Source organism: Streptomyces sp. JL2001 (assembly GCF_050917515.1).
Taxonomy (GTDB): Bacteria; Actinomycetota; Actinomycetes; order Streptomycetales; family Streptomycetaceae; genus Streptomyces.
In genome coordinates, this window is the sequence record NZ_CP169421.1 from 2,009,674 (window position 1) to 2,031,441 (window position 21,768).

A 21,768-nucleotide genomic window follows, 5' to 3' on the forward strand; every position below is an offset into this window, starting at 1 on the left:
CACGGTATCCCCTTGACAACTTAACACCGTTAAGGAGATGCTCCGGGCCATGGAACTTAACAGCGTTAAGGAGCCTGGAGGCAGCGCCATGAGCAGCGACACGAACACCGGGACGGACGTCCTCGTCGTCGGAGCGGGCCCCACCGGACTGGTGCTCGCCATCGACCTGGCCCGCCGGGGCGTGCGCACCCTGCTGGTCGAGCAGGCGGACCGGCTCTTCCCCGGCTCTCGGGGCAAGGGCGTCCAGCCGCGCACTCAGGAGGTCCTGGACGACCTCGGCGTGCTGCCCCGGGTCCGGGCGTCGGCGTCCCTCTATCCGCGGATGCTCGCCTGGGAGGGCACGGAGCGCCGGCACGAGTGGGACATGATGCAGCGCTCCGAGCCGACCGAGCAGGTCCCGTACGCCGACGTGCTGCTCATCCCTCAGTCCCGCACCCAGGAACTGCTGCACGAGCGGCTGGTGGAGCTCGGGGGCGGGGTCCGGTTCGGCGCGGCCCTCACCGGCTTCCGCCAGTCCGCGGACGGGGTCGAGGCGGAGCTCTCCACCGGCGAGACGGTGGGGGCGTCCTACCTCGTGGCGGCCGACGGCGGACGCTCCACGGTCCGCAAGGCCCTCGGCATCGGCATGACGGGCGAGACCGTCGACCCGCGGCCGATGCTCGTCGCCGACGTCCGGCTCTCCGCGGAGGCGCTCGTGGACCGGGCCAACTGGCACATCTGGCCCGAGGCGCCCGGCGGTGGCGTGGCCCTGTGCCCGCTGCCCGGGGCCGACCACTTCCAGCTGATCGCCGGGTTCGAGGACGAGGCGGCCCTCGTGGACACCTCCGCGGAGGCGGTGCGCGGGCTCGTCGCCGAGCGCACCCCGCTCGCCGCCGCGGACGTCGTCGAGGTGCTGTGGGCCTCCGACTTCCGGGCCCGCGCGGCGATGGCGGACCGGTTCCGCGACGGGCGGGTCTTCCTGGCGGGCGACGCGGCGCACGTGCACTCCCCCGCCGGCGGTCAGGGCCTCAACACCAGCGTCCAGGACGCCTACAACCTCGGGTGGAAGCTCGGCCAGGTGCTGCGCCACGGCGCCCCGGCCGCGCTGCTCGACTCCTACGAGGCCGAACGGCTGCCCGTCGCCGCCGACGTGCTCGGCATCAGCACGCGGATCCACCGAGCATCCGCCTCGGGGGAGAACACCCGGCGGGGAGAGGAGGTCCAGCAGCTCGGCCTGGGGTACCGGGACTCGGCCCTCGCCGTCGAGACCCGGACCGGGCTCGCCGAGGACGCGCTGCGGGCGGGCGACCGCGCTCCGGACGGGCCGTACGGCCAGGAGCGCCTCTTCGACGTCTTCCGCGGGCCGCACTTCACGCTCCTCGCCGTCGGCACGGAGCCCCCGGCCCTCGGGGCGCCCACGGTGCGCACGGCCCGCCTCGACGCGTACGAGCCCTACGGGCCGGGCCTCTTCCTGGTCCGGCCCGACGGGTACGTGGGCTGGGCGGGCGAGAGCGCGGACGGTCTCGCGGACTACCTCGCCGCCGTCGGCGCGGCCCCCGTCCCGGCGGCCGCCGGAGCCTGACGGGCCGCCACGACGCTACGGCGCCGCGTCCGGCTCGGGCTCGGGATCCGGCTCCGGCTCCGGTACGTAGCGCAGGACGCCCCACATGCTGTGCTCGTCGGGGACGTCCCCCGGACCGTTCAGCTCGCACCCGGCGAGGCCCTTGCGCAGGGCCGGCGCGTCGATGCCGGAGCCGATGAGCACCAGCTGGGTCAGCCTCTCCTCGCCGGCGGGCCAGGGCTCGGGGAAGAACCGCAGGAAGCGGCCGACCGCGTGGACGACGTAACGGTTGTCCGGATCGGCCGGGCCGAGATCGACGAAACCCTTGATGCGGTAGAGCCCCCGCGGCCGGGAGTCGAGGAAGGCCATCAGGCGCCGCGGGTGCAGGGCGGTGCCGGTGGAGAACGACAGGGTCTCGTAGTGCGCGTGCGGATGCCCCGCCTCGTCGTCGGGGTCGCCGTAGAGCAGGTCCTCGATGGACATCTGCCCCTCGATCTCGCCCTCGGGCACGACCCGGTCGAAGAGGACCTCGGGGTCGACGCGCCCGTACGAGGCGCGGATCACGGCGGCCCGGCCGGCCAGTTCGGCGACCGTCCCGTGCACGGTGCCGAGCTCCTCCTCGGGCACCCGGTCCGTCTTGTTCACCACGACGAGGTCCGCGAGGGCGAGGTGACGGTCGGTCTCGGGGTGCCGCTCCCGGGTCGCGGCGAACTCGGCGGCGTCGACGACCTGGACGAGGCCGCCGTACATGATCCGGGCGTTCTCACTGGCGAGCACCATCCGCACCAGCTCCTGCGGCTCGGCCAGGCCGCTCGCCTCGATGACGATCACGTCGAGCCCGGAGGAGGGCCGGGTAAGAACCTCCAGGTACTCGTCCAGTTCGCTCGCGTCGACGGCGCAGCACAGGCAGCCGTTGCCGAGGGAGACGGTGGACCCGACCTGTCCGGCGACGGTCATCGCGTCGATCCCGATGTCCCCGAAGTCGTTGACCATGACCCCGATCCGGGTCCCGCGGGCACTGCGCAGCAGATGGTTGAGCAGTGTCGTCTTGCCCGACCCCAGGAACCCGGAGAGGATCACGACGGGGATCTGCTGCATGCTCAAGGGAAGCCCTCCGGTGTCTCGGCGAAGCCCCCAGGATAGGCACGGCCGCGGGCACGGACGGGGCGCCGGGATTTCCGGTCGCGCTCCGGTTCCGCTTACGGTTCCCGGCATGAGTCCCGCTTCGACCACCGCTCCACGGCACCTCGCGCGCCGTCCGCGGTTCGGCCGGCCTCGACGGGTCTTCTCGCAGGTCCTGCTCATGCAGCTGGCCATCGCCGCCGGTGTCACGGTGCTGGCCACCGGCCTCTTCCTGGCGCCGCTGAGCGCCCAGCTCGACGACCAGGCCATGCGGCGCGCGCTCGCCGTCGCCGAGACGACGGCCTCCCCCGAGGTGGCCGCCGCGCTCGTGCGGACCGCGCCGTCCGCGAGCGGCCCGGTGCAGGCGGAGGCGGAGCGGATCCGGCGGTCGACCGGCGCCGAGTACGTCGTCGTCATGGACACCCGCGGCGTGCGCTGGTCCCACACCGACCCCGCGCAGATCGGCAGGGTCGTCTCCACCGATCCCAGCGCGGCGCTCGCCGGCCGTGAGGTCATGGAGATCGACGACGGCACCCTCGGCCGCTCCGCCCGCGGGAAGGCACCGCTGCGGGACTCCGGCGGTGCCATCGTCGGCGCGGTGTCGGTCGGCATCGAGTACGACAGCGTCCACGACCGTCTCCTCGGGGCGATCCCCGGTCTCCTCGCGTACGCCGGCGGCGCACTGGCCGCCGGCGCGCTCGCCGCGTACCTGATCTCCCGCCGGCTCCAGCGGCAGACCCACGACCTGGCCTTCTCCGACATCTCCGCGCTGCTCGCCGAACGCGAGGCGATGCTGCACGGCATCCGCGAGGGGGTCGTCGCGCTGGACGGCACCGGCCGCGTCCGGCTGGTGAACGACGAGGCGCAGCGCCTCCTCGGGATCGGTCCGGAGGCCGCCGGGCGCCCGCTGGAGGAGGTACTCGGCTCCGGCCGGACGGCCGACGTACTGGCCGGCCGCGTCACCGGCGAGGACCTGGTGACCGTGCGCGGCCACCGGGTGCTGATCGCCAACCGGATGCCCACGGACGACGGCGGCGCCGTCGCCACCCTGCGCGACCGCACCGAACTCGAACGGCTCGGCCGCGAGCTGGACTCCACCCGGGGCCTCATCGACGCGCTGCGCGCGCAGGACCACGAGCACGCCAACCGGCTCCACACCCTGCTCGGACTGCTGGAGCTGGACCTGCACGAGGAGGCGGTCGAGTTCGTCACCGAGGTCGTCGGGGTCCATCGCGCCACCGCCGAGCAGGTCACGGAGAAGATCCACGACCCGCTGCTGGCCGCCCTCCTCGTCGGCAAGGGCAGCGTCGCGGCGGAGCGGGGCGTCGCCCTGCGGATCACCCCCGGATCGCTGCTCCCCGACCGTCTGGTGGACCCGCGCGAGCTCGTCACGGTCGTCGGCAACCTCGTCGACAACGCGCTCGACGCCGCGGCGGGCACGCGCGAACCGCGGGTCGAGCTCACCGTGCGCACCGAGGGACGCACCGTCGTCCTGCGGGTCGCCGACAGCGGCCCGGGCGTGCCCGCCGACCGGCGCGAGCTGATCTTCACCGAGGGCTGGACCACCAAGGAGCCGCCGTCCCACGGCCAGCGCGGCCTCGGCCTGGCGCTCGTACGCCGCCTCGCCGAACGCCAGGGCGGCAGCGCACGGGTCGGCGCGGGGCCCGACGGGAGCGGGGCGGAGTTCACCGTCGTCCTCCCGGAAGCGCTGGACCAGCCCGCGCCGGACGGGCCCGTGGCGAAGCCGGGCCTCCCGGTCGGCACAGGCTCCCCGGAGGAGGCCCGGTGATCGACGTACTCGTCGTGGACGACGACACCCGCGTCGCGCGGGTCAACGCGGCGTACGTGGCCAAGGTGCCCGGCTTCCGGGTCGTCGCCACCGCCCATTCGGCCGGCGAGGCCCTCGCCCACCTCGCCGGGCAGACCGTCGACCTGGTCCTGCTCGACCACTACCTGCCGGACGGGAACGGCCTCGCGGTCGTACGGGAGCTGCGCCGGCTCGGCCACCGCACGGACGTGATCATGGTGACGGCGGCCCGCGACGTGGCGACCGTCCAGGCCGCGATGCGGCAGGGGGCGCTCCAGTACCTGGTCAAGCCGTTCAACTTCGCCGGTCTGCGCACCCGGCTGGAGGCGTACGCGGCCCTGCGCCACACCCTCGACCGCGGCGGCGAGGCGGAACAGGCCGAGGTGGACCGCATCTTCGCGGCGCTCTCGGCGGGCACGGCGGAACCCGACCTGCCCAAGGGGCACTCCCCCACCACCGCGGAGGTGGTCCGGCGGGTGCTGCTCGCCGCGGAGAGCCCGCTGTCCACACAGGAGATCGCCGAGCGGGCGGGGGTGAGCCGGCAGACCGCCCAGCGCTATCTCAAGCTGCTCGACCGGACGGGCCGGGTCCGGCTCTCCCTGCGGTACGGCGAGACGGGCCGCCCCGAGCACCGTTACGTCTGGGCGGCGTCGGGCGGCTGAGACCGACCGGGGAGCGGGCGTGGCCGGGAGGTGCGGACTGCGGCGGCCCGGACGGGCCTGGACCGGTCAGACCGCCCCCGCCCCCGTGAGCGCGCGGACCTCCGTCTCGGCGTGCCGGGCCTCGTCCGGCGGCTCGGGTGAGGTGAGGGTGCCGATCCAGCCGGCCAGGAAGCCGAGCGGGATGGAGACCACCCCGGGGTTCTGCAGCGGGAAGACGTGGAAGTCGGCAGCGGGGAACAGCGCCTCCGGAGTGCCGGAGACCACCGGGGAGAGGACCACCAGCACGACGGCCGGGACGAGCCCTCCGTACACCGCCCAGACCGCCCCCCGCGTGGTGAAGTTCCGCCAGAAGAGCGAGTAGAGCAGCACGGGCAGGTTGGCGGACGCGGCGACCGCGAAGGCGAGGCCGACCAGGAAGGCCACGTTGAGGTCGCGCGCGAGGAGCCCCAGGCCGATCGCGGCCGCCCCGATCCCGGCGGCGGCCAGCCGGGCCACCGTCACCTCGCTGTACTGCTTGGCATGGGCGCTGCGGCGGCGCAGCGAGGCGTACAGATCGTGGGCGACGGACGCGGAGGAGGCGAGCGTGATTCCCGCGACGACGGCCAGGATCGTCGCGAAGGCGACGGCCGCGACGACCGCGAAGAGCACGGTGCCGCCGGTCGATCCGGCTCCCCCGCCGAGGTCGAGAGCGAGCAGGGGGACGGCGGTGTTGCCGGCCGCGTTGGAGGCCCGGACCGCGTCCGGGCCGATGATCGCCGCCGCGCCGAAGCCGAGCACGATCGTCATCAGGTAGAAGCTGCCGATCAGTCCGATGGACCAGACGACCGAGCGCCGGGCGGCCCGCGCGGTGGGCACCGTGTAGAAGCGCGACAGGATGTGCGGCAGGCCCGCGGTGCCCAGGACGAGGGCGATACCGAGGCTGATGAAGTCGAGGCGGGCGGTCCAGCTTCCGCCGTAGCGCAGTCCCGGCCCGAGGAAGTCCCGGCCGTGGCCGCTGCGTTCGGCGGCGGTGGTGAGCAGCTGGTTGAAGTCGCCGTGGAAGCGGAGCAGGACGAGCACGGTGAGGGCGATCGTGCCCGCCATGAGCAGGACGGCCTTGACGATCTGGATCCAGGTGGTGGCCCGCATCCCGCCGAGCGACACGTAGATCACCATCAGGGCTCCGACGCCGATCACGGTCCAGGAGCGGGCGGCCTCGCTCGTGCCGCCGAGGAGGAGGGCGACCAGGCTGCCTGCGCCGACCATCTGGGCCACGAGGTAGAGCACGGAGACGGTGACCGACGAGGTTCCGGCGGCGATCCGCACGGGGCGCTCGGCCATCCGGGAGGCGACGACGTCGGCGAGCGTGAACCGGCCGCAGTTGCGCACCAGTTCGGCGACCAGCAGGAGGACGACGAGCCAGGCGACCAGGAAGCCGACGGAGTAGAGCATGCCGTCGTAGCCGAAGAGCGCGATCAGGCCGGAGATACCGAGGAAGGAGGCGGCGGACATGTAGTCGCCGGCGATCGCGAAGCCGTTCTCCATCGGGGAGAAGAGCCGGCCGCCGGCGTAGAACTCCTCGGCCGAGCCGTGCCGGCTGCGGCTCACCCAGGTGGTGATCCCGAGCGTCACCGCGATGAACACGCTGAAGAGGACCAGCGCCAGGGTCTGGTGGTCTCCGGTCACCGCTGGAACCCCCTCGTCATCTCCTGGGTGTCCCAGCGCAGTTCCAGCGCCGCCCGGTCCCGGCGCAGCCGGGCGTGCCGGGCGTAGGCCCAGGTCAGCAGGAAGGTGGTGAGGAACTGGCCGAGTCCGGCGAGCATCGCCACGTTGACCGCTCCGGCGACGGGGCGGGCCATCAGCCCGGGGGCGGCGGTCGCCGCCACGACGTAGGCGAGGTACCAGAGGAGGAAGGCGAGGGACGCCGGGATCACGAACCGGCGGTAGCGGCTGCGCACTTCCTGGAAGGCCGGGCTGCGCTGGACCTCCAGATAGATGTCCGCGGCGCTGTGGGCCGCCTGCTGCCGCGGTACGGCGCCGGGCGCCGTACCGCGGCCGTCCGGTGCCCCGGAGGGGACTCGCCGGTCCCCGGCCGTCGCCCGCTCCCCCGCGGCGGCCCGGTCCGCGAACGCGGTCGTCGGCCCGGAGTCCGCCGGCTCACCCGTGTCGGCCGGCTCGCCCCAGCCGGCGGCCAGGGCGTCGTACCAGGGGTCGTCGATCCGCACCGCGGGGGCGCCGGGTCCTTCCTGCTTCTCCACCGGTGAACTCTCCTTGTCAGCGAACCGTTTCGGCCGCGTGCACAAGGATGGACAGAGCGGGAAGATCCAGGACTCTTCTCCTCTGCCACTTCACCCCATCAGGTGACGGAATCCCCACATGGTCCGACGAGCCCTTGCTGATAGGCGTACCGGACCGCCTGCGCCCGGTCGCGGACCCCGATCTTGGCGAAGAGGTTGTTGATGTGGGTCTTCACGGTCGCGGTGGAGATGCGCAGACGGACGGAGATCTCCTGGTTGGACAGCCCGTCCGCGACCAGGGCCAGCACCTCCGCCTCGCGCTCGGTGAGTCCGTCGGGCGGCGCGGCGGCATCCCGCGAGCCGGTGGACGGGGCACGGCGCGGTACGCGCGGCTCGGGCTGGTCCAGCAGTCTCTCCAGGAGCCGCCGTTGGACGGCGGGATCGAGTCCGGCCCGCCCGTCGAGCACGTCCCGGACGGCCCGGACGATCTCCTCCCCGCCCGCGTCCTTGGTGAGGTAGCCGCGTGCTCCGGCCCGCAGCGCGGGGAAGAGCGAGTCGTCGTCGGCGTAGGTGGTGAGCACGACCACCTCGGTGCCGGGATGCTCGGCGCGGATGCGGCGGGTGGCCTCCACCCCGTCGCAGCGGGGCATGCGCAGGTCCATCAGGACGACGTCGGGGGCCAGGGCGGCGGTCAGGGCGACGGCCTCCTCCCCGTCCCGGGCCGAACCGACCACCTCGATGCCGGGAAGGAGGCCGAGGACCAGCACGATGCCCTCGCGGACCATGGCCTGGTCGTCGGCGACGACCACCCGTGCGACCCGCTCGCCGGCGGCCCCGTCCGTCCCGGGCCCGCTCATGCCGGCACCCGCAGGCGCACGGCGAATCCCGTGCCGTCGGGACCGGCCTCCAGGGTGCCGCCGAGGAGTTCGGCACGCTCGCGCATGCCGAGCAGGCCGTAGCCCGCGCCGGAGGCGGCCAGGGAGACGTCCGGGCCGTCACCGCCGGTGTCGGCGGCGGGCGGGCCGGTGTCCCGGACCTCCAGACCGACGTCCCCGGCTCCGTAGGCGAGCAGCAGTGTCGTCCGCGCCCCCGGCGCGTGCTTGCGGACGTTGGTGAGGGCTTCCTGGGCCACTCTGCGCACCGCCTGCGAGGCCTCCGCCGGGAGCGGCCGGCGGTCTCCGGTCACCCTGACCTCCGCCCGGTCCTCGCGGGCCAGCTCCCGCAGGTAGTCCTCCACGGGCACCATGTCGCCGCGGAGCGCGGAGAGCGCGTGGCGGGTCTCCGCGAGGCCGTCGCGGGCCATGGAGCGGGCGGCGACCACCCGCTCCAGGATCATCTCCCGGTCGGCGCCGGCCTCGATCTGCAGGCGGGCGGCCTCCAGGTGCACCATCTGGGCCGAGAGGCTGTGGGCCAGCACGTCGTGGATCTCGCGCGCGATCCGGGCCCGCTCGGCCAGCGCCGCCGAGGTGGCCTCCGCCTCGCGTGCCGCCCGCTCCTGCCCGAGCAGCCGGAAGCCGGCACTGCGGGCCTCGGCGTCCAGCCGGAGCGAGTAGCCGCCGAGCAGCACGGCGGAGGTGGTGACCGCGGCGCCGAGGATGCCGGTGTCGTCGGCCTCGACGAAGGCGGCGGTCAGCGCGAGGACCGTGGCGAGGCCGACGACGAGCGGGAGCCGTTCCATGGCCGAGGCGGAGACGACGATCCAGAGGAGGGTGGCGGTCACCGGGGCACCGGCGAGGCTCGCCCCGAGTCCGACGACCGTGACGGCGGCGAGCAGTCCGAGCGAGTGGGGCAGCCGGTTGGCGAGGGTGGTCCGGTGGAAGCCGGCGAGCGCCGCAGCACAGAAGGCCACGCCGATCGGGGGCACCACCCCGTACCAGCCGGGGAAGGCACCGGAGAGGTACGCGCTGGTCACCGCCCAGACGCCCAGGGCCGCGAGGAGCAGGCCGTCGAGCACGAGACGCCCCCGCGGCACGCCGACCCGGCTCAGCGCCTCGGGAGCGGGCCAGGCCGTCCACCTGCCGGTGCCCCGCCTGTCGCCGTCCGCCATCACCGCCCCCTTCGTCGTGGCGATGCTACGGAAGGGCACCGGCCGAGGGATCGTCTCGAAGGCGGATCACGCGCCTCCACCCCCGGGTGGACACGGGGCGCCGGGAGGCGTGGGGCCCGGACGGGCGAGGCCCCGAGCGGGATTCCGCTCGGGGCCTCGGTCGCGTTCTCCGGCGGTCAGGCGTCGATGCGCGAGCGGTCCAGGGTCGCCGCCGAGCTGGTGATGAACTCCTTGCGGGGAGCCACGTCGTTGCCCATGAGCAGGTCGAAGACCTGCTCGGAGGACTCCAGGTCGCCGATGTTGATCCGGCGCAGGGTGCGGTGGCGCGGGTCCATGGTGGTCTCCGCCAGCTGGTCGGCGTCCATCTCGCCGAGGCCCTTGTAGCGCTGGATGGCGTCCTTGTAGCGGATGCCCTTGCGCTGGTACTCCAGCAGCGTCTGGCGCAGCTCGTTGTCCGAGTACGTGTACACGTACTTGTCCTGGCCCCGCTTGGGCTGGACGAGCTCGATGCGGTGCAGCGGCGGCACGGCCGCGAAGACCCGGCCGGCCTCGACCATGGGCCGCATGTAGCGCTGGAAGAGCGTCAGCAGCAGCGTACGGATGTGCGAACCGTCGACATCGGCGTCGGTCATCATGATGACCTTGCCGTAGCGGGCCGCGTCGATGTCGAAGGTGCGGCCCGAGCCCGCCCCTATGACCTGGATGATCGCCCCGCACTCGGCGTTCTTGAGCATGTCCGAGACCGAGGACTTCTGGACGTTGAGGATCTTGCCGCGGATCGGCAGGAGCGCCTGGAACTCGCTGTTCCGCGCAAGCTTGGCGGTGCCGAGCGCGGAGTCGCCCTCGACGATGAAGAGCTCGCTGCGCTCCACGTCGTCGCTGCGGCAGTCGGCGAGCTTGGCCGGCAGCGAGGAGGACTCCAGGGCGGTCTTCCTGCGCTGCGCGTCCTTGTGCTGGCGGGCCGCGATGCGGGTCCTGGCGGCCGCCACGGCCTTCTCCAGGACGGCGCGGGCCTGTGCCTTGTCGTCGCGCCGGGTGGACGTCAGGAAGGCCTTCAGCTCCTTGGCGACCACGTTGGCGACGATCCGGCGTGCCGCCGAGGTGCCCAGCACCTCCTTGGTCTGCCCCTCGAACTGCGGCTCGGCGAGCCGGACGGTCACGACCGCGGTGAGCCCCTCCAGGGCGTCGTCCTTGACGACGTCGTCCTCGGCGACGCGCAGCAGCTTGGCGGAGCGCAGCACCTCGTTGACGGTCTTCGTGATCGCCTGCTCGAAGCCGGACACGTGGGTGCCGCCCTTGGGGGTGGCGATGATGTTCACGAACGACTTGAGCGTCGTGTCGTAGCCCGTGCCCCAGCGCAGGGCCACGTCGACGCCCAGTTCCCGGGTGACCTCGGTGGGGGTCATGTGGCCGAGGTCGTCGAGGACCGGCACGGTCTCCTTGAACGTGCCGGTGCCGGTCAGGCGCTGGACGTCGCAGACGGCCTTGTCCTGGGCGAGGAACTCGCAGAACTCGCTGATGCCCCCGTCGAAGCGGAAGGTCTCCTCGCTCTTGCCCACGCCCTCCAGGTCCCGCTCGTCGCGGACCACGATGGTCAGGCCGGGCACCAGGAAGGCGGTCTGGCGCGCCCGCTGGTGGAGCGTCTCCAGGGAGAGCTTGGCGTCCTTCAGGAAGATCTGGCGGTCGGCCCAGTACCGGACGCGGGTGCCGGTGCGGGCCTTGGGGACGCGCTTGCCCTTCAGGAGGCCGTTGGCCGGGTCGAAGGGGCTGTCGGGGCCCTGCTCGGTGAAGATGCCGGGGACACCGCGGCGGAAGCTGATCGCGTGCGTGGCGCTGTTCCGGTCGACCTCGACGTCGAGCCGGGCGGACAGGGCGTTCACCACGGAGGCGCCCACGCCGTGCAGGCCGCCGGAGGCCGCGTACGAGCCGCCGCCGAACTTGCCGCCGGCGTGCAGCTTGGTCATGACGACCTCGACACCGGAGAGCCCGGTCTTGGGCTCGACGTCGACCGGGATGCCCCGGCCGTTGTCCTGCACCTCGACGGAGCCGTCGTCGTGGAGGATCACGTCGATCCGGTCGCAGTACCCGCCGAGGGCCTCGTCGACCGAGTTGTCGATGATCTCCCAGATGCAGTGCATCAGGCCCCGGCTGTCGGTGGACCCGATGTACATGCCGGGGCGTTTGCGAACCGCTTCGAGCCCTTCGAGTACGAGCAGGTGCCGCGCGGTGTAGTTGGAACCGTCACGGTCTGCGGTCAGCAGCGCACTGGACGGCACGGACGTCTCGGCGGTCACGCGGTTCGCTCCTCGCTGAATTTGAATTGTGGCCCGGTGGGTAAGGCCCGGCGTCTGTCACCGGTTCAGAGGGTACCGATGCCTGGTAGAGCCGTTGTCACGCCACCCTCCCTCATTTCTCATGCTAGTCCAGAGTCGTATGGATGTTCGATCCCTCGAAGGGGTGACGTGAACATCACGTTCCCTTCCGCGCATGAACCATTTAGGCTCCGGGCACGTCCTCATCAACAACCGGCAACCAGCCGGGAGGACGAACCGACCCAGCAACGCGAAATCCGTAGTGCGACGCAATACGGCTCATTCGCCGCCAACCGGCAGCAGACAGCCACCTTGGTAAGAAGTTTCGAGGAAAAGCCACGAGCGGGAACGTTTTCGGCCTGGTTGGATGTTGACCCTGGTACGACAGCTCGTCGAGCTAGAGAAGAGGCGACGTGACTACTGTTCTGACCCCCGCGAGCCCCCTGACGGCCGCTGACCGCTGCGACCGCTGCGGCGCCCAGGCCTACCTGCGCGTCGTGCTGACCAGTGGTGGAGACCTGCTCTTCTGCGCTCACCACGGGCGCAAGTTCGAGCCGGAACTCAAGAAGATCGCCGCGGAGATACAGGATGAGACGGACCGGCTCACCGACGTGCCGGCCAAGGCAGTAGACGAGGACCGCTGACGCCTCGCATCCACGACGAGCCATGGGCCGGTCGCTGACCGGACGACGGGCGGCCACCCCCGCAAGCGAGGGGGGTGGCCGCCCGTTCTCGTTCCCGAGGACCGCCGTGGCGGCTCACAGGCCGCCGGAGGGGCGTCTCAGAGGTTCCGCGGCAGGACGGCGGAGACGCGGGTGTAGACGCCCGGGTTCTCGGCCTGGCCGCAGCCGCTGCCCCAGGACACCAGGCCGATGAGCCGCCCGCCGGCCACCAGCGGCCCGCCGCTGTCCCCCTGGCAGGCGTCCTTGCCCCCCTGCGGGTCTCCCGCGCAAAGCATGGTCTCGGCCCGGTAGCCGGCTCCGAAACCGCCCGGATACGCCCGCTCGCACGCCGTGTCCGGCAGCACCTGGACCGTGGCGGAGCGCAGGGCGGACGCGTAGTTGCCGTTTCCTGTGGTGTCCCCCCACCCGTAGACCTCCGCCGCCGTACCCGGGCTCTCGGCGGCGTCGCCCGGACTCGCGACCGCGATCACGTACGACTGCGGCAGCGCGGTCGCCAGGGTCAGCACCGCCAGGTCGCCGGAATTGGTCCTCGGGTCGTAGTCCGGGCTGATCCACGTCGACGAGACCCGGACCTCCCGGCCGTCCTGGCCGCTGAGCGAGCTCCGGCCCGCGATGACCTTGAAGTCGGGCAGCTGGGACGGCTCACCGCCGAGCACCTCCCTGCCGAGGCAGTGGGCCGCCGTGAGCACCCGCGTGGGCGCCACGACCACGCCTCCGCAGAACTGCCCCGCCCGGGTACCTCCGAACCGGTCACGGCTGGAGAGGGCCACGACCCAGGGGGCCTCCTCGGTCCGGGCCGGCTGGCCTCCGACCACGACGCTGTCGGCGAACGCGGGCGGGGCGGCGGCGAGCGGCCCCGCCGCCGCCGAGACGAGGCCCAGGGCAGCGGTCACTGCTCGGGCGAAGGGGCGACGCATAGAGCCTCCTGACTCTCCGGAACTTTCCGTGGACCCAGCGTCGTCCAGGCTTCTCCTCCGTGCACCCGCGCCGCGCCCAGCGGAAGGGCCCGGCTCCCCCATGGGGAACCGGGCCCTTTCACGCCTGGCGCTCGACCACGCCCCGCAGGGGGCGGCCGGCGACGGGTGACTAGTCGAGGTAGTCGCGCAGCACCTGCGAACGCGACGGGTGACGCAGCTTCGACATCGTCTTGGACTCGATCTGGCGGATCCGCTCACGCGTCACGCCGTAGACCTTGCCGATCTCGTCCAGCGTCTTCGGCTGGCCGTCGGTGAGACCGAAGCGCATGGAGACCACGCCGGCCTCACGCTCGGAGAGCGTGTCGAGGACGGAGTGCAGCTGCTCCTGAAGGAGCGTGAAGCTGACCGCGTCGGCCGGGACGACCGCCTCGGAGTCCTCGATCAGGTCGCCGAACTCGCTGTCGCCGTCCTCACCCAGCGGGGTGTGGAGGGAGATCGGCTCACGGCCGTACTTCTGGACCTCGATGACCTTCTCCGGGGTCATGTCGAGTTCCTTGGCCAGCTCCTCCGGGGTGGGCTCGCGGCCCAGGTCCTGGAGCATCTGGCGCTGCACGCGGGCGAGCTTGTTGATGACCTCGACCATGTGCACCGGGATACGGATCGTGCGGGCCTGGTCGGCCATGGCGCGGGTGATCGCCTGCCGGATCCACCAGGTGGCGTACGTGGAGAACTTGTAGCCCTTGGTGTAGTCGAACTTCTCGACGGCGCGGATCAGACCCAGGTTGCCCTCCTGGATCAGGTCCAGGAACAGCATGCCGCGGCCGGTGTAGCGCTTGGCCAGGGAGACCACCAGACGGAGGTTGGCCTCCAGCAGGTGGTTCTTGGCGCGGCGGCCGTCCTCGGCGATGATCTCCAGCTCGCGCTTGAGCTTCGGCGCCAGCTTGTCGGAGTTCGCCAGCTTGTCCTCGGCGAACAGACCGGCCTCGATGCGCTTGGCGAGCTCGACCTCCTGCTCGGCGTTGAGCAGGGGGACCTTGCCGATCTGCTTCAGGTAGTCCTTGACCGGGTCCGCGGTGGCACCGGCGACGGCGACCTGCTGCGCGGGAGCGTCGTCCTCGTCCTCGTCGGACAGGACGAAGCCCTTGGTCTCGCCCTCGGCCTCCTCGTCCTCGCCCTTGCCGGGAGCGACGTCCTCGAGCAGCTCCTCGCCCTCGACCGCGTCGTCGGCGTCCTTCTTGGACGTGGACTTCTTCGCCGCCGTCTTCTTCGCGATGGTCTTCTTCGCCGCCGTCTTCTTGACGGCGGTCTTCTTCGCGGCCGCCTTCTTGGCCGGAGCCGCGGCCTCGTCGGCCGGGTCCGCGCCCTCGGCCGTCGCCGACGCCGGAGCGGCCGGGACGCTCTTGGCCACGGTCGTCCTGGCGGTGACGGTCTTGGTGGCGGTGCGCTTGGCCGGGCTCTTCGCTGCGACGCTCTTGCGGGCGCGCTTCGGCGACTCCGCTGCACTGACCATCAGCGTCACACCCTCTTCCTCGAGGATCTGGTTGAGGCTGCGCAGAACATTCTTCCACTGGGTTGGCGGAATCTGGTCAGCCTCGAAGGCCCGACGCACGTCATCGCCGGCGATCTGCCCATCAGCCTTTCCCCGCTCGATGAGCGCCATCACAGACTCGGACTCGGCGATCTCCGGCGGGAGCGTACGGGATGTGCTGGCCGACACGAACAACCTCTCGGAACGATGGAAAACGGCTTCCGGCCCCGCCCATGATCGGGCCGGAGCCGACGACCGTCGGCGGGGAATGTGCCGACGGCGCGCGGGCTGGACCGGGGAACTGCACAGCGCCACAGGCGGCTGCTGTATTCCTTCCTCGGCCGTCACCTCTTAGGTCATCGCACGGCTTCGAGGAGTGTTACGCCCAATCTGCGTGGCCCGAGTCACACCTCATATGCGACACATCACCTCAGAAGGGTAAATGGTTGCACATTCTCGCCGCCGAAACCCCCGCGGCCCCGGGGACGCCGGACGCCCCCGGGTTCCGCGCGGGTCCGGCGACCCCCGATGCGAACGGTTCCGCGCTTCCGGCCATGGCCCGCGGGTCAGTGCTCGCGGGGAGCGGGCACCACGCCCCCGGGGTCCGGGTGCCCCGTGAGCAGCTGGCGCATGGCGGTCTCGGCCCCGATGGCGTCCCCGGCGGCGATGGCGTCGACGATGCGCGCGTGATGCGCGATGCAGGACTCGCCCGGACGGTCACAGCCGGTGACGGGGCCGCCGGAGACCTGGAGGGCGGCGGAGACGATGCCGGAGAGGTGTTCCAGCATGCGGTTGCCGGCGAGCTGGATGAGCAGGGAGTGGAACTCGGCGTCGGCCCGGGAGAAGGTGATGCCGTCGCCCTGGCCGAAGGCGTGCCCCATGATCTCCACCATGTCGGACAGCCGCTGCTGGACGTCCTCCCGGCCGTGACCGGCGGCGAGCCGGGCGGCCAGCGGCTCGATCGTCCAGCGGAGCTGGCTCAGCTCCCGGCGCTGGTCGTCGCGCTGCGGCCCGAAGGCGCGCCACTCGATGATGTCCGGGTCGAGCAGGTTCCAGTCACTGACCGGCCTGACCCGGGTGCCGACGTTCGGGCGGGCACTGACCAGCCCCTTGGCCTCCAGCACGCGCAGCGATTCCCGGACGACCGTGCGGGAGACCTCGAACCGCTGGCCGATCTCCTCGGGGACGAGGGGGCGGTCGGCGCCGAGGTCGCCGGAGACGATCATCTGCCCCAGCTGCTGGACGAGCTGGCCGTGCAGGCCGCGACCCCGGCTGCCGGCCGAGCGGCGGCCGACCCGGCCGAGGTCCGTCTCCACGCCCTCCCAGGAGGGCAGCCCCACGCGGTCGGCGACGGGCGCCTCCGCGTACGGATATCGATCGAGATCGCCCGAGGCGCCGAGGCCGGAGTCGACGGAACGGGCGGCGGTCATCATGGTGTGCGCAAGGGTACTCACGCATCCTTTGTCGGCGTGGCTCCCGTGACCCTTGAGGTCTTTGGTGAAAAGCACACGAAAGGGTGATCGGCACCCCCTACACAATTGACGATTATTCGGACATAAGGGGCCGTTTTTGAGGGAGTTGCCGACGTGTCGGAACTCTTCGATCCGGAAGTGATCACCAACGCGCCTTACGACTCAGCCCGGTGAACAGATAGGCGCACAGAAGTGCCGTCAACGCGAACGCCAGCGCCACCCCCACGGGTTGCACGACCACCCGGAGCGCCCCCTCGAGCCAGTGATCGACAGCCGCGGGCCACTCCAGACTCGCGAATTCCCTGAGTCTGGCCGGGAGTCCGGCGACGGGGCGCACCGACGGTCCCGAGACCAGCCTGCCCAGCAGCGGTACGAGGACGATGGGCACGGCCAGCACCGCGGCCACGCCGGCGGCGGCCGCACGGAACACCCCGGCACCCAGCACCCCGGCCCAGGCGCAGCCGATCAGCAGGCCCAGCCAACTCGCGCACAGCGTCGCCCAGTTGTCCGGCAGCGGGATCAAGTCGCCGCCGTACACGAGGCGGAGGGCCTCCAGGTCGGCCACCACGACGACGACGGCGAGTACGACGGCGACGCCGGCCGCGACCGTGAGTTTGGCGAGCAGCAGACCGAGACGGCGCGGGACCGTGCCGCGGCCGGTGGTGAGGGCGGGGTAGCGGTACTCGTCCCCGAAGGAGAAGGCACCGAGCAGGCCGGCCCCGAGGGCGGCAGGCGGCAGGGGCGAGAGGGCGGGCCACCCCGCGAGGGCCGCGGGCAGGGGCGTGCGGCCGCCGCGGGCGAGCAGGACCGAGATCAGGACGGAGACGCCGACGGTCGCGGCGAGCACCAGCCAGGTGGGCGGCACCCCGAGCAGACGACGGACCTCGTACCGGAGGGGGCGCAGCGGCGCCCGCGGCGGCCGCCGCCTCGCCGAGACGACGGGGTCCCTCGTGGCATGGGTCTCCGGGGCGGGACCTTCGGGGGCAAGGCCTTCGGGGGCAGGGCCTTCGGGGGCGGACTCGGCCTCCGCCTCGAACCAGAGGTCCGGCGGGAACGAGGACCGGGCCCCGGGCGCGGCACAGGGCTCGGACGCAGCGGCGGACTCGGGATCGGGCTCCCACTCCGACTCGGGGCCGGCAGCCGCCGTGGACGGGTACGCGGCGTCGAAGGACTCCGGCTCGGGCCCCGCCCCGATGCGGCGTGCGGCGGGGACGTCGAGGTCAGCGGGTCCAGGGACTTCGGGAGCTACGGGGGTTTCCGGGCCCGCGGCGGATCCGGCGGCTCCGGCGCGGACCGTCCGGCCGACCCGGTCTCCGGCGGAGCCGGTGTGCGCCCGAGCCGCCGGGAGGGCGGGGCCGGTGTCACCCACCTCGTCAGCCAGTTGATGAATGAGCACCCCGTGCCGGAAGGCCGCCTCCCCGATCGTCGCGCAGTCGCTGCCGTAGACGGAGAGGCGGTTCCCGTTCTCGGTGACCACCTCGACGGGGCGCTTGGCGGCCCGCGCCTCCTGCGTCACGACGGCGGCCAGCCGTGCGGCGTGCGGGGTGCGCACGGCCACGCGGGGACGCAGTCTCGTGCGGGCGAAGTCGGCGACGTCCTGGTCGGCGACGAGCCGTCCGGCATCGAGGGTGACGACGTGGTCGGCGTGCCGGGCGGCCGTCCTGGGGTCCTCGGTGGTGAACAGGACGGTGCCGCCGTCCTCCGCATGGGCGCGCAGCAGTTCGTAGAGCCAGGCGCTCTCACGGACGGAGAGGCCGGCGCCCGGTTCGTCGAGCAGCAGGGTGTGCGGATCTCCCAACAGAGCACAGGCGAGTCCGAGTCGGCGGTCCATTCCGAGCGGCAGGGTGCCGATGCGCTGGTCGTGGAGGCCGGTGAGGCCGACGACCCGCAGCATCTCGTCGGCCTGGGACACCGGTACCCCGGCGGCGGCGCAGAGCATGCGCAGCTGGCTGCGCAGGGTGCGCGAGGGGTGCCCCGCGACGTCGCCGAGCAGCACCCCGACCTCGCTCGCGGGGTGCGCGACGCGGTGGAGGGGCCGCCCGCGGAAGGAGGTCACGCCGCGGCCCGGTTCGAGTTCGAGCATCAGGCGCAGGGCGGTGGTCTTGCCGGACCCGGCGGGTCCGAGCAGGGCGGTCACCTGGCCCGGGTGGGCGTCGAAGGTGAGATCGTCCACGGCGGGCGGAAGGTCGCGGCGGGGGCAACTGGTGAGTCCGATGGCCTGGAGCATCGCTTCTCTCGCGGTAGGTGAGACCGCTCCGCGGCAGGGCGGCGGCTTGCGAAGCAAGATAACTCTACATTTCGGACTTTTGGTGCAGCGCTGAGCTCTCGGGGCGCCTCGGCGCGCGTCCGCACCCCCGCGGGCGGGAGTGCGGCGCCGCGGGCGCCCTTGCGACGGGCGTCCCGGTGGTGGGCGTCCCGGCGGTGGGGCGTCGGGCCGTCAGACCTCGGGACGCAGCATGGGCGGGTTGAGCAGGGTCGCCCCTCCGGCCCTGAACAGCTGCGCGGGACGGCCGCCCTGACGGGTGGTGGTCCCGCCGGCGGGAACCAGGAACCCCGGGGTGCCGGTCACCTTCCGGTGGAAGTTGCGCGGGTCGAGAGCCACCCCCCACACGGCTTCGTACACCCTCCGGAGCTCGCCGACCGTGAACTCCGTCGGGCAGAAGGCGGTCGCCAGCGAGGAGTACTCGATCTTGGAACGGGCCCGCTCCACCCCGTCGGACAGGATCCTGGTGTGGTCGAAGGCGAGCGGCTCGGGCCGCTCCTCCTCAGAGGCTCCCGACTCCTCACGGCCCAGCAGCTCTTCGACCGGGGCCCAGCGGGCGCTGTGCGCGTCGCCGCCCGCGCGCGGCGCCGGCAGGTCGGGCGAGAGAGCCAGGTGGGCCACGCTGACCACCCGCATCCGCGGGTCGCGGCCCGGGTCCCCGTAGGTCGCCAGCTGTTCCAGGTGCGCGCCGTTGCCGGGCGCGGGCTGCGGGGCGGCCGGGTCGTGGACGCAGAGTCCGGTCTCCTCGACCAGTTCGCGGGCCGCCGCGGCGCTGAGGTCCTCGTCGTCCCGGACGAAGCCGCCGGGCAGTGCCCATCGCCCCTGGAAGGGCGCTTCTCCCCGTCGCACGACCAGGGCGCACAGCGCGGGGCCCCGGACCGTGAGCACGACCAGATCGACGGTGACGGCAAACGGCGGAAAGGCCGACGGGTCGTAGGGAGACATGCCGCGATCATAGTCGTCTTCCTGACGATAAACACGCCCCGCAGGTACACCGACCATGACTTCTTCTCCTCCCCGCGAGGCACGCGGCACGTGACGGACACCCATCGCTCACACCCCCAGCTGGAGGCCCTCGGGGGCCTCCTCCACCATGCCGAGCCCGAGCCGGCTCACCCGCACCGTGAACGGCCCGCCCGCGACCCGGAGCCCGGACAGACGCACCGCGCCCAGCGGGGCGGACCTGACGGGCTGCAGGGCGATCGTGCCACCCGGAACGTCGGGACGGATACCGGCCAGGACGGTCAGGAGGTGGACCCCCGCGGCGGCGGCCACCGCGGCGGGCCGGCAGGCCGCCGGGTGCGGCACCGGGACCGCGCCGGCCGTCCGCTGCTCCCCCGCGTACATCTCCGGCAGCCGGTACCCGAACGCCTCGGCCGCGTCGACGAGCCCCCGCAGCAGGGACGCGGCCTCCTTCTCGTATCCGGCGGTGGCGAGCCCGGCCACGGCCACCGCCGTCTCGTGCACCCGCACCGCTCCGGAACGGTGCCCGAAGGGGTTGTGTCCCGGTTCCTTGCCGCCGAGGCTCCGCAGCCCCCAGCCGGAGTCCAGCAGCGGCGTGCCGAGCAGTCTCACCAGCTGCTCGGTCGCGGCCTTGTCCAGGAGTCCCGGCGCGTACCGGCCGCCGCCCAGCAGACCGGTGTCCAGGAGGTGCGCCGCCCAGCCGCCCAGGACGGGCCAGGACCGCCCGCCCGGCGCCCTGGCCGCGACAGGACGGCCACCGGAGGGGTCGTCGAGCCAGAACTCCTCCCGGAACCGGGCCCGCTGGACTCGTGCCCAGTCCCGCAGCTGCTCTCCTCCCGGACGGCCACAGGCGTCGAGCAGGTCGGCGCCGAGCACGGCCGCGCGGTGGGCGTGTGCCTGGGTCTCCGCCCGCCACGGCCCGGCGGGGCCCGGGTCCGGCACGAAGCCGCTCGGGTCGGCGGCGGCGCGCAGCCAGCGCAGGCACCGCTCCGCGGCGGGGAGCAGCTCTTCGAGGTCCTGCTCGGGCAGTCCCCACCGTCTGGCCTCGGCCAGGACGGCCGGGAAGGCGAGGGTCGCCTCGACGCCGGTGCAGCGGGGCGGGAGGTGCGGTCCGGCATCCCGGAGAGGGCCCGGGATGCGACCCGATTCGGGTCCCGGTCCGTCGAGTTGGGTACGGGCGAGGACGCGGAGGGTGGTGGCGGCGAGGCGGGTGCCCAGAGGCAGGGCCATCCGGGCGGCCCAGAGGGCCTCGGCGGTGACCGGTCCGCAGCGCCAGGGCACGCCGGCGGCGAGATGGACGTCGGACGACTGTGCGGCATCGCGCTGCAGCAGGGCGCGCAGGTCGTCGAGGGCGACCCGCAGCAGATCGCCGAGCCGTGGGTCGTCGCCCTCGGCACGGGCCTCGGCGAGGACCTGGCCGCCGGGGCGTCCCGCCCCCGAGGGGCCGGCTCCGGGAACGCGGGACGTCCGGTCGCCTCCCCGGACCCGGAGTTCGATGCCGCGGGCGTCACCGGGCTCCAACTCGATCTCCCAGCGCAGGAGTCCGGCCGCGGCCAGCGCGTCCATCGGCGGCGGGTCCGCGGTGACGGCGGCGTACCTCCCGTCGGCCGTGGTCCACCGCAGTCCGGTGCCGTGGACGCTCGGGGCGAGCTCGGGTCCGGGCAGCCCGGCCGCAACCGCCCCCAGATCCGCGAGATCCGTCGCCAGAGCGATCTCCACGGGGAGTCGAAGCGGCCGGGCGGCGGAACTGCGCAGGACGATCCGTTCCGTTCCGTCCGCGCCCCGCGTGCGCTCGACGGTGAGACCGGGGTCGGGACCTGCGTCGGCGGCGGTACGCAGGACGCCTGTGAACACCGCGCGGTCGGCGGCCGCCCGTCTGCCCCGGAGCGGCACGGGCTCGCGGCCCGCGATCCGCAGCACGCAGCGGGAGAGGAGTCGCCGGCCCGCGAGGTAGACCCCTTCGAGGCCGTGGCCGGTGAGCTGCCCGTGCTCGGCGCAGACGGCGAGGGCGGGCAGGGCGACACAGATGATCGCGTCGTGCACGGCGGGCAGGTCTCCCGGCCGTGCCGTGCCCGCGGAGGAGATGCCGACGCCGGACGCGGGCCCGGAGGCGGCGCTGGAGGCCGGGGCGGGGCTGAGGGCCATGGGTGTTCCGTGCTCTCTGTGCGGTCCGGACAGCCGGGGTGGCGTCGGCGGCACGGGCCGTACGGTTCCGCCACAGAGCTGAACGCCTCGG

16 protein-coding genes are annotated in these 21,768 nt (G+C 73.0%); 4 read left to right on the forward strand and 12 right to left on the reverse strand.

The window, feature by feature from the left end; translation table 11 throughout:
* The first annotated feature begins 88 nt into the window (after positions 1-88).
* On the forward strand, positions 89-1,561 hold the full coding sequence (locus ACE1OA_RS08745) for an FAD-dependent monooxygenase (protein ID WP_432752594.1): 1,473 nt from the start codon (positions 89-91) through the stop codon (positions 1,559-1,561).
* 15 nt (positions 1,562-1,576) lie between these two features.
* Here ACE1OA_RS08745 and ACE1OA_RS08750 read toward each other — a convergent pair whose 3' ends face one another.
* Positions 1,577-2,638 (reverse strand): CobW family GTP-binding protein, encoded by a 1,062-nt coding sequence (locus tag ACE1OA_RS08750; protein ID WP_432754050.1) that lies wholly within the window; start codon positions 2,636-2,638, stop codon positions 1,577-1,579.
* Between the two features lie 115 nt (positions 2,639-2,753).
* Here ACE1OA_RS08750 and ACE1OA_RS08755 point away from each other — a divergent pair, with 115 nt between their 5' ends.
* Both ACE1OA_RS08755 and ACE1OA_RS08760 read left to right on the forward strand, forming a co-directional pair.
* A complete protein-coding gene (locus ACE1OA_RS08755) occupies positions 2,754-4,451 on the forward strand; it encodes a sensor histidine kinase (protein WP_432752595.1) in 1,698 nt (565 codons plus the stop codon).
* Complete coding sequence (locus tag ACE1OA_RS08760; RefSeq protein ID WP_384867682.1) at positions 4,448-5,131, forward strand: DUF7342 family protein; 684 nt, start codon at positions 4,448-4,450, stop codon at positions 5,129-5,131. Before ACE1OA_RS08755 ends, ACE1OA_RS08760 begins: the two co-directional genes overlap by 4 nt.
* 66 nt (positions 5,132-5,197) lie before the next feature.
* Here ACE1OA_RS08760 and ACE1OA_RS08765 read toward each other — a convergent pair whose 3' ends face one another.
* The 5 genes from ACE1OA_RS08765 to ACE1OA_RS08785 all read right to left on the reverse strand — a co-directional run bounded on the left by ACE1OA_RS08765 (position 5,198) and on the right by ACE1OA_RS08785 (position 11,688).
* On the reverse strand, positions 5,198-6,796 hold the full coding sequence (locus ACE1OA_RS08765) for a solute symporter family protein (RefSeq protein WP_432752596.1): 1,599 nt from the start codon (positions 6,794-6,796) through the stop codon (positions 5,198-5,200).
* Positions 6,793-7,368, reverse strand: coding sequence for a DUF485 domain-containing protein (locus ACE1OA_RS08770; protein WP_432752597.1), 576 nt, complete (start codon positions 7,366-7,368; stop codon positions 6,793-6,795). Before ACE1OA_RS08770 ends, ACE1OA_RS08765 begins: the two co-directional genes overlap by 4 nt.
* A gap of 98 nt (positions 7,369-7,466) precedes the next feature.
* Positions 7,467-8,204 carry a response regulator gene (locus ACE1OA_RS08775; protein WP_432752598.1) on the reverse strand — a complete coding sequence of 246 codons (738 nt, stop codon included), beginning with the start codon at positions 8,202-8,204 and terminating at the stop codon, positions 7,467-7,469.
* Entirely contained in the window at positions 8,201-9,394 is a 1,194-nt protein-coding gene (locus ACE1OA_RS08780; protein ID WP_432754051.1) for a sensor histidine kinase, read from the reverse strand. Before ACE1OA_RS08780 ends, ACE1OA_RS08775 begins: the two co-directional genes overlap by 4 nt.
* Before the next feature lie 176 nt (positions 9,395-9,570).
* The gene (locus tag ACE1OA_RS08785; protein ID WP_147976749.1) at positions 9,571-11,688 is read right to left on the reverse strand and encodes a DNA gyrase/topoisomerase IV subunit B; all 2,118 of its coding nucleotides are present in this window, start codon (positions 11,686-11,688) and stop codon (positions 9,571-9,573) included.
* A 431-nt stretch (positions 11,689-12,119) separates the two neighbouring features.
* Between ACE1OA_RS08785 and ACE1OA_RS08790 the strand changes: the two genes are divergently transcribed.
* A complete protein-coding gene (locus ACE1OA_RS08790) occupies positions 12,120-12,350 on the forward strand; it encodes a DUF7455 domain-containing protein (RefSeq protein ID WP_137992866.1) in 231 nt (76 codons plus the stop codon).
* Positions 12,351-12,487: 137 nt separating this feature from the next.
* On the opposite strand, the gene ACE1OA_RS08795 is transcribed toward ACE1OA_RS08790, so the two are convergent.
* The 6 genes from ACE1OA_RS08795 to ACE1OA_RS08820 form a co-directional block, all read right to left on the reverse strand.
* Positions 12,488-13,306, reverse strand: coding sequence for a S1 family serine peptidase (locus tag ACE1OA_RS08795; RefSeq protein WP_432752599.1), 819 nt, complete (start codon positions 13,304-13,306; stop codon positions 12,488-12,490).
* A 169-nt stretch (positions 13,307-13,475) separates the two neighbouring features.
* Entirely contained in the window at positions 13,476-15,023 is a 1,548-nt protein-coding gene (locus ACE1OA_RS08800; protein WP_432752600.1) for an RNA polymerase sigma factor, read from the reverse strand.
* Positions 15,024-15,400: 377 nt separating this feature from the next.
* Positions 15,401-16,288, reverse strand: coding sequence for a FadR/GntR family transcriptional regulator (locus ACE1OA_RS08805; RefSeq protein WP_432752601.1), 888 nt, complete (start codon positions 16,286-16,288; stop codon positions 15,401-15,403).
* 160 nt (positions 16,289-16,448) lie between these two features.
* Positions 16,449-18,533 (reverse strand): ATP-binding cassette domain-containing protein, encoded by a 2,085-nt coding sequence (locus ACE1OA_RS08810; RefSeq protein ID WP_432752602.1) that lies wholly within the window; start codon positions 18,531-18,533, stop codon positions 16,449-16,451.
* Positions 18,534-18,743: 210 nt separating this feature from the next.
* Positions 18,744-19,514 carry an NUDIX hydrolase gene (locus ACE1OA_RS08815; RefSeq protein WP_356604217.1) on the reverse strand — a complete coding sequence of 257 codons (771 nt, stop codon included), beginning with the start codon at positions 19,512-19,514 and terminating at the stop codon, positions 18,744-18,746.
* Between the two features lie 108 nt (positions 19,515-19,622).
* Positions 19,623-21,677 carry a glycogen debranching N-terminal domain-containing protein gene (locus ACE1OA_RS08820; protein WP_432752603.1) on the reverse strand — a complete coding sequence of 685 codons (2,055 nt, stop codon included), beginning with the start codon at positions 21,675-21,677 and terminating at the stop codon, positions 19,623-19,625.
* Positions 21,678-21,768: the final 91 nt, after the last annotated feature.

Coding starts and splice junctions, on each gene's coding strand:
- ACE1OA_RS08755 (WP_432752595.1), top strand. CDS start 2,754: ATGAGTCCCGCTTCGACCACCGCTCCACGGCACCTCGCGCGCCGTCCG.
- ACE1OA_RS08750 (WP_432754050.1), bottom strand. CDS start 2,638: ATGCAGCAGATCCCCGTCGTGATCCTCTCCGGGTTCCTGGGGTCGGGC.
- ACE1OA_RS08815 (WP_356604217.1), bottom strand. CDS start 19,514: ATGTCTCCCTACGACCCGTCGGCCTTTCCGCCGTTTGCCGTCACCGTC.
- ACE1OA_RS08775 (WP_432752598.1), bottom strand. CDS start 8,204: ATGAGCGGGCCCGGGACGGACGGGGCCGCCGGCGAGCGGGTCGCACGG.
- ACE1OA_RS08795 (WP_432752599.1), bottom strand. CDS start 13,306: ATGCGTCGCCCCTTCGCCCGAGCAGTGACCGCTGCCCTGGGCCTCGTC.
- ACE1OA_RS08810 (WP_432752602.1), bottom strand. CDS start 18,533: ATGCTCCAGGCCATCGGACTCACCAGTTGCCCCCGCCGCGACCTTCCG.
- ACE1OA_RS08820 (WP_432752603.1), bottom strand. CDS start 21,677: ATGGCCCTCAGCCCCGCCCCGGCCTCCAGCGCCGCCTCCGGGCCCGCG.
- ACE1OA_RS08780 (WP_432754051.1), bottom strand. CDS start 9,394: ATGGCGGACGGCGACAGGCGGGGCACCGGCAGGTGGACGGCCTGGCCC.
- ACE1OA_RS08745 (WP_432752594.1), top strand. CDS start 89: ATGAGCAGCGACACGAACACCGGGACGGACGTCCTCGTCGTCGGAGCG.